The organism is Sporosarcina sp. ACRSL (assembly GCF_022346605.1).
In the GTDB taxonomy this organism is placed as follows: domain Bacteria; phylum Bacillota; class Bacilli; order Bacillales_A; family Planococcaceae; genus Sporosarcina.
Genome location: NZ_JAKRNT010000011.1, coordinates 106486 through 120138 on the forward strand (window position 1 = coordinate 106486; position 13653 = coordinate 120138).

General features: G+C 44.1%; 10 protein-coding genes. 5 read left to right on the forward strand and 5 right to left on the reverse strand.

What is annotated here, in order from left to right; genetic code table 11:
- Positions 1-19: 19 nt before the first annotated feature.
- Genes MHZ92_RS16630 through MHZ92_RS16645 form a run of 4 tightly spaced genes read left to right on the forward strand, consistent with a single transcriptional unit; the run spans position 20 to position 3377 of the window.
- The gene (locus MHZ92_RS16630; RefSeq protein ID WP_239432832.1) at positions 20-919 is read left to right on the forward strand and encodes an ABC transporter ATP-binding protein; all 900 of its coding nucleotides are present in this window, start codon (positions 20-22) and stop codon (positions 917-919) included.
- On the forward strand, positions 920-1657 hold the full coding sequence (locus tag MHZ92_RS16635; RefSeq protein ID WP_239432833.1) for an ABC transporter permease: 738 nt from the start codon (positions 920-922) through the stop codon (positions 1655-1657). It begins immediately after the preceding gene.
- A gap of 2 nt (positions 1658-1659) precedes the next feature.
- Complete coding sequence (locus tag MHZ92_RS16640; protein WP_239432834.1) at positions 1660-2778, forward strand: sensor histidine kinase; 1119 nt, start codon at positions 1660-1662, stop codon at positions 2776-2778.
- Complete coding sequence (locus MHZ92_RS16645) at positions 2775-3377, forward strand: response regulator transcription factor (protein ID WP_239432835.1); 603 nt, start codon at positions 2775-2777, stop codon at positions 3375-3377. Before MHZ92_RS16640 ends, MHZ92_RS16645 begins: the two co-directional genes overlap by 4 nt.
- Positions 3378-3579: 202 nt before the next feature.
- On the opposite strand, the gene MHZ92_RS16650 is transcribed toward MHZ92_RS16645, so the two are convergent.
- Entirely contained in the window at positions 3580-8076 is a 4497-nt protein-coding gene (locus MHZ92_RS16650) for a S8 family peptidase (protein ID WP_304649718.1), read from the reverse strand.
- A 675-nt stretch (positions 8077-8751) separates the two neighbouring features.
- Positions 8752-8952 (reverse strand): hypothetical protein, encoded by a 201-nt coding sequence (locus MHZ92_RS16655; RefSeq protein WP_239432837.1) that lies wholly within the window; start codon positions 8950-8952, stop codon positions 8752-8754.
- 408 nt (positions 8953-9360) lie between these two features.
- Between MHZ92_RS16655 and MHZ92_RS21515 the strand changes: the two genes are divergently transcribed.
- The gene (locus MHZ92_RS21515) at positions 9361-10116 is read left to right on the forward strand and encodes a 3D domain-containing protein (RefSeq protein ID WP_304649732.1); all 756 of its coding nucleotides are present in this window, start codon (positions 9361-9363) and stop codon (positions 10114-10116) included.
- Positions 10117-10167: 51 nt separating this feature from the next.
- Here the strand turns inward: MHZ92_RS21515 and MHZ92_RS16675 are convergent, their stop codons facing one another.
- The 3 genes from MHZ92_RS16675 to MHZ92_RS16685 all read right to left on the reverse strand — a co-directional run bounded on the left by MHZ92_RS16675 (position 10168) and on the right by MHZ92_RS16685 (position 13428).
- Positions 10168-10908, reverse strand: a complete 741-nt coding sequence (locus tag MHZ92_RS16675; protein ID WP_239432839.1) for an arylamine N-acetyltransferase family protein — start codon at positions 10906-10908, stop codon at positions 10168-10170.
- 89 nt (positions 10909-10997) lie between these two features.
- Positions 10998-12242, reverse strand: coding sequence for a metal-dependent hydrolase family protein (locus MHZ92_RS16680; RefSeq protein ID WP_239432840.1), 1245 nt, complete (start codon positions 12240-12242; stop codon positions 10998-11000).
- Positions 12243-12258: 16 nt separating this feature from the next.
- A complete protein-coding gene (locus tag MHZ92_RS16685) occupies positions 12259-13428 on the reverse strand; it encodes a hypothetical protein (protein ID WP_239432841.1) in 1170 nt (389 codons plus the stop codon).
- Positions 13429-13653 lie beyond the last annotated feature (225 nt).

Consider the following 13653-nt stretch of genomic DNA (forward strand, 5'->3'; position numbering starts at 1 on the left):
GATAAGGGAGTGTGAACGTATGGAAACTATAGTTGAATGTAAAAATCTAACAAAGGAATTCAAAGGCAAAAAGGCAGTGGACGATGTCTCGTTCTCTATTCAATCCGGAGAAGTCGTAGCGATTCTCGGACCAAATGGAGCGGGGAAAAGTACGACAATCCTTATGATGCTCGGTTTGCTGCATCCGACATCGGGTGAAGTATCGCTTTTCAATCAAAGCCCCCACCATCAAAAGGTACGCGAACGGATCGGTGTCATGCTTCAGCAAGTGAGTCTCATGGACGCACTGAAAGTGAAAGAAGTGCTCGCCGTGTTCAGAAGCTATTACCCAAATCCGTTATCAATGGAAGAAATGATCCGGCTGACAGGCCTGCAAGAACATGAATTAAAAAAACGGACAGAAAAATTATCGGGCGGGCAAAAGCGTCGGGTCAGCTTCGCACTTGCGATGGCAGGAAATCCGGATCTTGTCTTTTTTGATGAACCGACCGTAGGGATGGACAGTACTGCCCGCAAGCAGTTTTGGACAAAAGTTCAACAGCTTTCAAAAGCCGGGAAAACGGTTCTCTTTTCCACTCATTATTTGCAAGAGGCGGATGATGTAGCGACACGTATCCTGTTATTCGATGAAGGGAAACTCATCGCGGATGGCAGCCCCGTTACAATTAAACAGCGGTTATTAAAGAAGACAGTGTCGTTCAAGGCAGAAGGGATCTTCCCGTTCGAAAGATTCCTGTCAATGGAGTGTGTATCCGACATTCAATCGGAAAATGGAAAGATTGTCATCCAAACAGACGATACCGACCATGTACTGTTATCGCTCTTCTCCGAAGGCATTCCCATTTCGGACATTTCCATCGACAAAGGAAGACTTGAAGATGCGTTTGAGCAACTGACAGTAGAACAGGGGGTATCTTAAATGAAAATGCTATTGAATGAATGCAAGATTGAAATGATTCGTATTTTCCGCAATCCCTATTTCGTATTCTGGTCGTTATTCATGCCGATTGTGTTCTATTTCATTTTCACGAAAGTCGTCGATACAGGGGCAGATGACCAGGCTTTGTGGAATAGGCATTTCCTTATGTCCATTGCGGTGTTCAGTGTGATGGGGAGCGCTATTATGACGCTTGGCATCCGGATGGTGCAGGAGAGGAGCGAAGGATGGACAACGTGGATTAAAGTAACACCACTGCCGAGTTCTAGTTATTTCATTGCAAAGATGGTTGGCCAATCGGCAGTCCATGTATTTTCGATCGCCGTCATTTTCTTATCAGGTATCATTTTAAACGGAGTTTCGATGCCATTTGTACAATGGTTGGCAAGTGCCGCGTGGATATTGGCAGCGTCCTTCCCGTTCCTTGCACTAGGAGTTCTAGTCGGTACGATGAAACGGGTCGATACAGCTTCCGGTGTCAGTAATATTATTTATTTAGCCTTGGCCATCACAGGAGGGCTGTGGATGCCAATGGAAATCATGCCGAAGACCATTCAACTGATCGGTTCTTGGCTGCCGGCATATCATTATGGCAGTGGTGCATGGGGAATCGTCCGTGGTCAAATACCTGAACTGAAAAGTATTGCAATATTGGCAATCTACTTGCTTGTATTCATGGTATTATCAATATATATCAGAAGGAAACAGGAAGCGGTGTAAACATGAAAAACTTTAGGTTGTTTCCAAAAAGATTTGGCTACATTCCTTATATTTTTTTAGTTTATCTAATAATGCCGCTCTATCAAGTGAACAGTGAAGTAGGAGTGAAAGCGGTAATCGGCTATGGGCTGATAATGCTTTTTTTCATCACCTACAGGCAGTGCTATCAGCCGATCCGTATAGAGAAATTTTACGCTTGGCTGGTAGTTCAAGTGGCTGTCACTGTTGTCTTCGTAGTGTTTTATGATCCATACATGATCTTTTTAAGTTTTTATACCTCTCACTTTGTCGGCTGGATAGACGATAAGAAGAAATTCCTGATTACACTGAAAATATATACTAGTATCGTTTTATCTTGCGCTGGTTGGATATTGTTCCAATATGGATTATCTAGTTTTATGAACCTCTTACCTTTTTTGGTTGTCATCATCCTCTCCCCATACGGTATCAGGCATATGAATGAACGAATGGAATTGAAAAACCAGTTGAATGAGGCGAATGAACAGATCAAAACGTTGATCAAGCAAGAGGAAAGAGTGCGGATTGCCCGCGATTTGCATGATACATTGGGGCATACATTGTCGCTTATCACATTGCAGAGCCAAGTTATCCAAAGAGTTGCAAATGATCCCGATAAAGTGAGGGCAGAAGCTAAGGGAATTGAGAAAACATCCCGTTCTGCCCTTCAACAAGTCAGAGAACTTGTGTCAGATATGAGGGTGAGTACCATCGAGGAAGAGCTCGTCCATTTGGAACAGCTCCTTGTAGCGGGTAATATTGAATTTCAGTGTACGGTAGACGGGGCAATCAATGAGCTGTCACCACTTCAGCAAAATATTGCAGGGATGTGCTTGCGGGAAACTTCGACAAATATTGTGAAACATAGTAAAGCGACTCAAAGCTCGGTGACGATACTGTATAATTCGCATGAACTTGAGATGCAGATCCGAGACAATGGAATTGGTATGCCGGACCGAACGTGGGGCAATGGATTGAAGGGAATGGCAGAGCGCCTTTCGTTGATCGAAGGAGACATGAAGGTCGAGTCTGGGAAAGGGACTGCTATTCTGATTTCAATCCCGGTTGTCGTCAAGACGAAGGAAGAGGTGGTTGCTTTATGATACGGATTGTGATCGCTGAAGATCAGCGCATATTAAGAGGGGCTTTAGGGACTCTTCTTGACTTTGAAGAAGATATGAAAGTAGTTGGCCAAGCAGAAAATGGGGAACAGGCAGTGAGTCTTGTTCGGGATTTGCGGCCAGATGTCTGTATTTTGGATATTGAAATGCCGTTGAAAAGCGGTCTTGAAGTAGCTGATGAATTACAGGAATGCGGTTCACCTTGTAAAGTGATCATACTGACGACGTTTGCGAGGCCAGGTTTTTTCGAAAGAGCGATCAAAGCTAAAGTCCATGGCTATTTGTTGAAGGACGGGTCGATTGATGATTTGGCGGCGGCAATCCGGAACGTCATGCGAGGGAAGAGGGAATTCGCTCCTGAGTTGATCATGAATTCCTATCACGATGATAATCCTTTGACGGAACGGGAGCAGGAAGTATTGAAGCTGTCAGCAGATGGGAAGACATCGAAGGAGATTGCGGCAGAACTATATTTATCTCCAGGAACCGTGCGAAATTATATGTCAGAGGTCTTGCAGAAAGTGGAAGCGAAAAACAAAGTAGAAGCCATTTCAATTTGTCGGGAGAAAGGATGGATTTGAGTTTACATTAGAATTTATTTTAGGTAGAAGGTCATGAAATGGTGATAACTTACGGGATTCGATAGATAACTTTCTTCATTGAATAGATAACCCGCAATAATCAATAGATATTTATAGTCATTCAATAGATAAAACATCATATTCAATAGATAAGTAAAACTGCGGTCATCATCGATATTCCGATGAGACCGCAGCCTTTTAGTTATTCAATAGCGTCAGCTGTTTCTTCTGCACTATCGTTTTCCACAGTACCTTCTTCACTTTCTTCAACCGTTCCTTCTTTAGCCTCGTCCACTTCGTTCACTTGACCGAGATTAATGAACAGTTTTCCGTCCGCAAGCTTCCTTCTTTCATTTCCAAAAGCATCTACGACTTTCACTTCGACGCGTGCTCCGTCAGCTATGACGCCTAATGGAACAGTCCAGTAGCCGACGTAATGTCCTGGTGATAATTCTTGCATCGGTAATTCGGTCGCATTCGTTATCTCTTTGTCTCCGAGATTCGTAAGAGGCATATGGATAACGTAAGTTGCTGTCAAACCTGGTTCACTGTCGAATTCGAATTTAATGGATTTTCCAGTTACTAAATGGACATCTTGTTTCGGTGTCAAATTCGAAATCTCAGGTGCAGTATATTTCGCAGTGATGGAAATAGTTTTACTCTCTACATTACCGGCTGCATCCGTTGCAATGACAGTGATTTCATTCACGCCATCGTCCAGAAGGATCCGTTTAGAGTATGTGCCATTTTCCGAAACAGCAGCTTTTTGGCCATTTACGGTTACAGATTCGAGATTAGCATCCGCTACTGTACCTTCTACTGTGACAGTTTCACGGTTGGTTCTATCACCGTTTTTCGGGTTCGTAATCGTCAATTCCGGTTTCATCGTATCTAGCACGACTGTCACAGGGTCTGATGTTCCTGTCACACGTCCATCCAGTAAACCGACAGCGGTAAATTCATTATCGCCTTCTGTCAGGACAGTTTGGAATGAGAATCTTCCATCATTCCCGATAACTACGGAGTCGACTTCTTCGCCGTTATTACGAAGAGAGATTGTCGTTGTCGGTGATGCTGTACCTTCGATGACGATGTTTTCTTCATTCGTAACAGTACCCGTTTGAGGGGAAGTGATCATTGGTTTGGACACTTCGAAGCTAACGCGTGCTCGAATCATATAGTTCCCTTCAGATGTAGGGGCAGGTGACCAAGAGCCGCCGACGAACTGGTAACTTCTTTTCGCGTTCGTTCCATTCTCATCTGTTGCGAGACCAGGGGCATACGGATTCGCTGCCGTTTGAATGTACACCATATAGAAGTCACCGTTCACGACGATATTGTGCTCTGTCAAATCAACGACAGTCCAGTCACCGTTCCGTTTCGCTTGTGCATCAATCGGTCCTGCAATTTTTTGTCCCGGAGCTCCGTTAGCACCCGTTGCATCCCAAACTTCAACAGCGAACGCAGTTCCGCCTGGTACAGGCCATTCAGTAGTCCAGAAACGGAATACACCTTCTGTGACAATTCCTGTATCATTGCCTTCCGGAAGAGACATTTTTACGGCCCAACCGTTGCCCGCATCGTAAAACGCCCGTGCGTTTTCGGCAGTTCCATCATCGTAGCCGATTTCTCCACCCGGATACGTGAAGAACGGTTCAAGTACGAAATCAAAAGTTGTTTGTCCGCCAATGTTGACGGTTGCCTCTTGGCCATGATAACCGCGTGCCACGACTTTCAACGTGTAGTCGCCTTCATATGCAGTAATTGCAAATTGTCCCGCTGCGTCCGTTTGGACAGGTGTGATGTTCGCATCTTCCATGAGAAGCAATGTCGCTCCTGCAATCGGATGACCTGTAGACTGGTCTGTCACAGTTCCACTGATTGTTGCCTGAGGCATTTCTTCTAATGTGAAGTTGGCGCGAGTTGTTTGATCTGCATTGATTGTTACGGATTGTGCTTGTGATTGGTATCCATATGCCTCTGCTTTTGCAGTAAATGTTCCCGCGCCGTGTATTAACGTATACGATCCATCAGCTGGATTTGTATAGACGGAGCGATTCGTCTCAAGGACATTCACTTGTGCACCCAATGGCAGAAGGAGAGGTGAGGCATTTCCTTCTTCAACAGGAGGTGCCGGCTCAACTTTCGGCATTACAGGCTTGATTGTTTTAGGATCGATCGGTGTTTCAAGTGCATCTTTTCCTTTTTCAATAATGAGATCTGGATTTTTCCCTTTGCCAGGTTTTAAGGCTTGAGGGCCATTTTGCTTTTCATTTTTCATTTTGTTATTTCCTGGAGTGATTGAGTTTGTGGCGGTTTGAGATTGATCGCTTAAAGCGACATCGTCAATATACCAGCCTTCCCTTACTACGCTTCCATCGGAGAATGCATTAAATCCGATGTAGACACGCTGACCGCTATAGGCAGATAAATCGACTTCCGCATCGATCCAACCATTCGAAGCTCCTTGGATCATGAGTAGCTGCGTCCACTCTTGCCTATCCGTGGAAATGAAGACATGTCCATAATCCCAAGCTCTTCCTGTAGAGGACTGCTCGAAATTATGCCATTGTTTAAACTGCAAGTAAGCAGCACCTTCCGGAAGATCGACTGGAGGCATAACGAGAGTTGCATTCATATTGTTCTCATACATTCCGGACAAATTCGTGGCATACACATTTTCGCCGGAAGCCGCGTTGCCAGGACCGGAAGTCGGTTTACCCCATTCCCAGCTGTTTTTATTTCCAAACGAAGTCCATCCTACCGGCAGTTGTTCAAAATCCTCGAAATAGCCGACGGTGATTCCTGGCTTGACAAGCACCGTGTATTCTTCGCTCGATACTTCATTGTTTCCGAAGTCATTGATCACCCATTTATAAGTGAATGTTTCTCCGGAAATTTTATCGCCTGGAACAGTGACGCCAAACTCTCCGGATAGATAATCCCCGGACTTCCTCTCGGCGCTAATAGAGTTCCATTGACCATCGGAATTTACGTATTGGAATGTCACAGAGGAAATGCTGATATTATCCGTTACGTGAATTCGTAAATCCAAATCCATGCCAGCGTAAGTTTCTCTTGGGGCTGAATGTTCGAAAGTAGGCGGTTGATTGTCATCGCCTTGCTTCGTCACTTGGCCTTCAAGCTTTCCAAGTCCGCTCGCGATGGAGGAAACAGCTGCGTATGCATCTACAAGGCCATACCCATATCCGTGGTTAGGAGATGTAGGGTATGCACTGTCCGTCAACGGCGTTGCCGTATTCAATAGGACTTGTTCCATTTCATCGACAGAAATATTTGCATTCACTTGTCGTAGCAATGCTGCCACTGCTGCAACATGAGGACCTGCCATAGACGTTCCATTCCAGCCGCCTTCATAGCCGCCGCCCGGTACGGATGAACGGATATTGACACCCGGTGCAGAAATATCAGGTTTTATTTCCTCGTAAGGTGAAGGTCCTCGAAGTGAGAAGCTTGCGACCCTATTGTTGATGTCTGTTGCACCCGTTGCAAAGGATTCCGGATAGTTCGCAGGTGCTGCGACCGATCCAGCGCCTCCCGGATTCGATAAAGTTGTGTTACCAGCAGAAAACTCAGGGAAGATTTCAGCGGCACGCCAGTTTCTGACGACATCGCGATACCATTCATTCAGACCTGCGCCACCGCCCCAAGAGTTATTGACAACATCCGGAGCCAAATCGACCCGAGCATTTCCGTTTGCGTCCGTAGGAGCTAGAATCCATTGGGCCGCAGCCAATAAATGACTATCTCTTCCTCCGCTAGCCGTGAATGCCTTAACGGCAATCCATTTCGCGCCTGGAGCGACTCCGATTTTGTTAGTCCCGTTCATGTCGCTTCCGACCATTGTACCCGTTACATGTGTTCCGTGCCCATTATCATCGTAAGGGGTTGTCCGACCAGCTGTTGCATCGAACCAGTTATAGTCGTGGTTCACTTCGCCTGTCACCGAGTTGTATCCCCGGTACTTTTCTTTCAATGCAGGATGATCCCATTGAACGCCGGTATCGATGCTTGCAACGACAGTACCAGACCCATCGATTCCCATATCCCAAGCTTGAGGGGCGTTGACGCGCTCAATATTCCATTCGACGCTCGCTAGCTGCGAGTTCGGAACAACCGAATTTTCGATGATTGTCGTTTCGTTCAGTTGACGAATTTCATCCGGAAGGACTTTTTCAACTTCCTGGAAAGTAGCAATCACTTCTGCCACTTCCTTTGTCGCCGTCACGGCCATGCCGTTGACGATGAAGTAGGAAGTAATGTCTTTCGCATTGCCGGCTGCCACTTGTTGTTCAAGATACTCCATGACATTTTGCTGAGTTTCAAGGGATGTCAATCGTAGTTCCGAAACGACAGCCGATCTTGTTAACATAACCGATTGTTTTCCGGAAAGATTTGCTTGGCTTGCCTGCTGCTTTGCCTGAGCAGCGACTTTTTCCGTATCAGCCTGTTCTTTGAACTTGACCAGAAAAGTGACCATGTCTTCTTCTTTGAAATTATCAAGCAATCGTTGGCTGACTTTTTCCTGAGAGAGTTCGTTCGAGCCTCGTAACGATTGATGCAGCTTGTTGTTTATCTCTGTACTTGCTGCCATCGCTGGTGTCGTCAATGAGACAACCATTAGGAGTGACGCTGCAACGCTGAATAACTTCATCTGCTTACGTTTCCTCAATTCCATTCCTCCTTTTGTTTTTAACCGCTCCCTTTGTATAAGCCAAAGAAAAAAACACCCGATGCCCCCTTCCTCTTAATCGTTCAGGTTCTCTTGGTGTCGGAAACTCCGTATCTGGCTGTCTATCAATATTATACATTCATAAAATGTTGATAAAAAGCTAAATCGTCCGACTAGTTAAAAAATAATAGTAAGTAACTAACTAGGAGATGACTGGAATGAGAATTTATTCGTGTTTCATAAATGGTTGTGAATTGTCAAGTTTAAAATAGAAATGCTGTTGTTATAAGGTTTATATTGCTGTTTAGTATGAGAGAGGTTTGCTATGAAGAAAAAAGGAGGGAAGGGGATAATGATAAGGTCCTATTTTGAGAAGTAATTGGATATTATTTATTTATAAAGTATTGTATTTTAGGTATTATTCAATAGAATTGATTATGTTGAAAAAATAGGGAAAATGATTCTATAAATTTTCCCAAGTCGCCCATAAAAAAGAAGCCGATAACTTCTCCCGGCTTCTTTCTCTGTGCTTTTGTATTCGTCTAGACTCCGGGCGCTAGCCACTCGGGTCATAAGTCAAAGCTACTGCGTGGCAAAGAAATTGCTAATTCCATTCTTGCTCGCAACGCTGCGCTTGTGCTCGCAAAAGCCGTTCTCCGTAACGGCTTTCGCTTTTGTAGGTTATCTCGGATTCTTATGGATCCTTTCTTTCCGTAAATCCTCTTTCATGTCATCCAAGTTTATTGTATCTACTGTTTGCATATCTTCATGCATGTCGAATAGGCTAATGCGATTCGCTGAAGGGATCCCTTCAGGATGATCTACATAAAGGAACTTGCTTGTTTCGTCATCATCCGGAGTGGAGCGCTTTTCATTGTCCATCATATACCTCCCTATACGTTTCCTTTTAGGATTCGCAAGATCATTGAATATATGCGCAAAAGGGTTATTGCAATAAGGGTTTTTAGCGTCTTCTGATTGGGGCTTTAGTCTTTTCTTTATTCGCCAACATCTTTCGGACTATAGGATAAACGACTGGCGCCCATTTAATAGCTGTTTTGATTAATCTTCTAAAATTCATGTCATTCGCCCCTTATTCACTGTTTTCTTTAATTTGCCCTTTCTTGACATGAAGTAAACAAAATTCATCTCTTCTATGATTGTCTTATTATGCGAATCAAGTTCTTGTTTGCCATCTTCTCTTCTCTTTTTTTAAAAAAATGTTTGAATTTAAAAGTTTTTGGACAAGACTGTTTGAAATTGGCAAGAAGAGAGGAGCAATATTACTTGATGAAGTTGAAAATGATTGTGCTGACCACAATTATGACACTCTCATTTAGTGTTGTGATTGAAGCATCTACATTAGGTCTAATAGAGAATGAAGAGATAGCGTTTACTACTGAAGCGGAGATAACTTATGATACTATTCCTTTCTTTGATATTTGGGAAAATGTATTTCCGTTATTTTATCCGCCACTCGATTTATTAAAGAAAGAAACGACTATGTACACAGTTGAGGAAGGTGATAACCTATTCCGAATCGCCTTAAATCACGGTATGACATTGGATGAATTAATGAGTTTAAATAATTTAGATGATCATGTAATCTATCCGGGTGATGTGTTGACAATTAGCGGAGAGAATGATGAAAAAATCGCTCTGTCAAAGACCGTTAAAGTTGCTGCAGTCACGGAGGAATCGATTCCGAAAGAGCCTGCATACAACTCGTCGGTCACAAGTCCGCCAGCAAGTGAAGGAAAGGAGTTTACTGTGACGGCAACTGCGTATACGGCATATTGTACAGGTTGTTCGGGGACAACTGCGTATGGATTAGATTTACGGTCTAACCCAGATCAGAAAGTGATTGCGGTAGATCCAAAACTCATCCCCCTTGGAACGAAAGTTTGGGTAGAAGGTTATGGGGAAGCCATAGCAGGAGATGTTGGAAGTGCCATTAAAGGACATAAAATAGACGTGTTCATCCCGACGTATGAAAGTGCAATGGAGTGGGGCGTAAAAAAAGTGAAAATCAAAATAATCGAGTAGTGAATATAAAAGATGAACGGTAAGGGGAAAATCCTTTACCGTTCATCTTTTTTATATGTTGATTCCGAATGAGTCCAACAGAACGGCTTTTTTTTCTTCTGCAGAAAGGAATCTTGAACGTGCGATTCCATGATTGACAATCGTCAACTCCATGTCTTTTAACGTAATTCTTCCTGTAGGTGTCGCTTTTGTAACAATATCAACATGCGTGAATGTCGATTCTGGAGAGACTTGATTGAATACGCAACCTTCATGGAAATCAACTAGCTGCTTTGGAGTGATTGAAAACTTGTATAATGGGCGTGACTCGCCATTCCGGTTTCTAATCAGTTCAAATTCGTCCTCCCCGGATTGCTGTATGGAATATGTGCCGTTAATATCTGTTTGTGGGGAGCCGTTTAAAGGAATCGGGACAATAGTAGAATCCCCAAATCCGACATCGACGAGATAAGGTTCATCCATATGGACGATGATGGCCGCATGCGTTTCCGGCTTTGCCCAATGCCCATTCGGCCGATAGACAGTGGCGGCGATGAGGGTGGCATCGTAACCTAACGATTCCAAAAGCCAATGGAATAAACCGTTCAATTCATAACAATAGCCGCCTCGATTGCGCACGACGATTTTTTCGTATATCGAATGTAGATTCAAATAGATCGGAACCCGGCGAATGACATCGAGGTTTTCAAAAGGGATTTCGGTCATATGCAGGCTTTGCAAGTCCTTCAATTGCTGTAGGGAAGGTTGCTCGCGAACCGCATGGAAACGGTCAAGGTATTTTTCAATATCCATCGTATCAGCCTCCTAACAATTAGAAATAGTATAACATTGTTATCACGTTGACTGAAAATAAGCCACTGCGAAGTTTGCAGTGGCTTTCATTATGCTGTTAAGTCTTTTTCTATTTTTCCGCCTTTGATAACGACTTGGATGTTATCGTTATTTGCAAGGGAATGGATATCTTTAAGTGGATCACCTTTCACAATGATAATATCCGCTAACTTTCCAGCTTCCACGGTTCCGACTTGGTTCTCCCAGCCTAAACATTCGGCGGCTGTTTTTGTCGAGGCGACAATCGCATCCATTGGGCTCATGCCTGCATCCACCATCAATCCCAATTCGCGAAGATTCGTCCCGTGCTTCATGACACCCGCGTCAGTCCCCATTGCGATTTTAACGCCTGCCTTGTAAGCCTTTTGGAAGCTTTCAGTATGTTGTTGAATGACTTCCTTCGATTTTTGGACAGCTGTTTCGGGCATTCCCGTATCCGCGGCAGTTTCCAAAACAGCGACAGGAGCAAGGAGCGTCGGAACAAGGTATGTCCCGTTTTCAAGCATCAGTTCAATTGCTTCGTCGTCAATGAAGATGCCGTGTTCAATAGAATGGACTCCAGCGCGGACCGCGTTTTTAATCCCTTCCGCACCCTGCGCATGGGCCATGACCTTAACACCTTTACGGAAACGCCCTTCTTCTACGATAACTTTCAATTCTTCGAAGGAAAACTGAGTGAATTCAGGATGGTCGGTTGCGCTCAATACACCGCCAGTCGCATGCACCTTTATAACTTCAGCGCCAGCGCGAAGCATTTCACGTGTTTTTTTGCGCACCTCTTCCACTCCATCGCATACCCCGTTCGGCATGCCCGGGTAAGGGGAAGGCAACAAGTCGATTACATTGCCGGAAACCGTATAGCCATCGCCATGACCGCCGGTAATTGTCAAAGCGTTAATGCTGAGCTGAAGACGTGGTCCAGGAATAAGGCCTTCTTCGACTGCTTTTTTTACGCCTAAATCTGTGCCGAGGGCATCCCGCACAGAAGTGACCCCCGCATCCAACGTCGCTTTCAAGTATTGTGCCGCCTTATAATACATAAATGAAAAAGGAGTTGCCAATCGTTCATGCACCGGTGAGTATTCCAACATCATATGGACGTGTGTATCAATGAAGCCTGGAAGGATCGATCCGCCCGCTGCATCGATGACTTGTTCATCGCCTGTTGCTGCATAATTACTTTCATCGCCGACATACACGATTTTATCTCCTTCAATGACGACGATCTCGCCATTCTTCGGTTCTCCTCCGTTTCCATCAATCAGTGATCCATTTCGAATAATCGTTTTTGTCATCATGTACCCCTCCGAATTATAATGTTTGAACGAGAATTCCTGCGATAATAACGGATGCGATCGTGACAGTCGTAAACCCGCCGATCAGCATCGGTGCCAATAGCTCATCGAAAATAGCTTTTTCTTCTTTTTTATTTCTAGCGACGCTTCGGCTCACTTCTTCGCAAAGGATATAGTCTGCTGGGAAACCGAACAATGCTGTCAATGCGACTGGCATGCCTTTATACGGATGCCATTTCACAATCTTCGACATAATGAATCCGCCAAGGGCAATGCCGAATGTACCGATAACGAGAATGAGGACGACGCTCGGTAAATTATCGAGCACTTGTGTAGGTGTGACGCCAGCCATCGTTCCAATTACAACGAACATGATAGCAATCATCGTCAATGTAAACGAGTTCGATTTTTCAAGTGTTTTCGGTTCGAAGATTCCAATCTTTAGGCCGATGATTCCAATTGCGAGACACCATAAGGTAGCGTGGATTGGTGTAATTTCTCCAAGCGCTGTACCGATCGCAGCACCGACAAACACATAGAACAATTTGAGTGTCGCGCTAGATTTAAACGGGCTTTGTTTTTTGCCTTTTTCCTCATCTTTCAATAGATCCGTTTCCTGCGACATTGGGATGAAAGTTCCGTTATCCATGTCGTTTTGTAGTTTCATTGCATATTTTCTCATGAAATTCATCGCCAGCGGCATTCCCATTACTCCTTGGAAAGCCACGATAAGTGCTGGAATGATAACTAAGCTTGTAAGACCGATTTCAGCTAATTTTTCGGAAGTAATGATAAGAGCGATGACGCCGCCGCTGATCGGGCCAACTCCTGCAACCGCTGTTGGATAATCAAAAATTAACGGGATAATCGTCAATATGAGAATGCCGGATATAGTAATGCCACCAAGTGCGATGAGAACGGCTTTGAATTGGCTCTTTAGCAATGAAAAAGGGATCATCGTACCCATATGCAAAATTGCCGGGCCAATTAAAATGGCTCCTAGAGCAGGTAATTGAGATTTTTCCAAGATATCTTCCGGGAAGATGCCTGTCCATACGAGGAGAAGAAATCCTACCATCGCAGTGAGAAGCATCGGGATTCTTGCCCGTGACACAATGGATAGCCACTCGCCCAATGCGAGAAGAGCGAAAATTAACGTGGTGGCGATAACAGGATTACTTAACATGATGTCTCCTCCTAGATGCAAAAAAAATATTCTTAGAACTAGAAAAAATATTTCGTAGTTTTAAGTGATATCCAATATATCAGTGCATAAACTATTTGTAAATAGTATTTTGATGATTACTAAAATTGGTTGTCTTTGAAAACGCATACATTTATTTTATGACTTTCTCAAAAACTGTAATACTTTTCACCTACAATGAATATAAAGGTATTCAAGACTAATGAT

Excerpts from the sequence above, each read along its gene's own strand:
- MHZ92_RS16630 (WP_239432832.1), top strand. The coding sequence starts at position 20 with ATGGAAACTATAGTTGAATGTAAAAATCTAACAAAGGAATTCAAAGGC.
- MHZ92_RS16635 (WP_239432833.1), top strand. The coding sequence starts at position 920 with ATGAAAATGCTATTGAATGAATGCAAGATTGAAATGATTCGTATTTTC.
- MHZ92_RS16640 (WP_239432834.1), top strand. The coding sequence starts at position 1,660 with ATGAAAAACTTTAGGTTGTTTCCAAAAAGATTTGGCTACATTCCTTAT.
- MHZ92_RS16645 (WP_239432835.1), top strand. The coding sequence starts at position 2,775 with ATGATACGGATTGTGATCGCTGAAGATCAGCGCATATTAAGAGGGGCT.
- MHZ92_RS16650 (WP_304649718.1), bottom strand. The coding sequence starts at position 8,076 with ATGGAATTGAGGAAACGTAAGCAGATGAAGTTATTCAGCGTTGCAGCG.
- MHZ92_RS16655 (WP_239432837.1), bottom strand. The coding sequence starts at position 8,952 with ATGGACAATGAAAAGCGCTCCACTCCGGATGATGACGAAACAAGCAAG.
- MHZ92_RS21515 (WP_304649732.1), top strand. The coding sequence starts at position 9,361 with ATGAAGTTGAAAATGATTGTGCTGACCACAATTATGACACTCTCATTT.
- MHZ92_RS16675 (WP_239432839.1), bottom strand. The coding sequence starts at position 10,908 with ATGGATATTGAAAAATACCTTGACCGTTTCCATGCGGTTCGCGAGCAA.
- MHZ92_RS16680 (WP_239432840.1), bottom strand. The coding sequence starts at position 12,242 with ATGACAAAAACGATTATTCGAAATGGATCACTGATTGATGGAAACGGA.
- MHZ92_RS16685 (WP_239432841.1), bottom strand. The coding sequence starts at position 13,428 with ATGTTAAGTAATCCTGTTATCGCCACCACGTTAATTTTCGCTCTTCTC.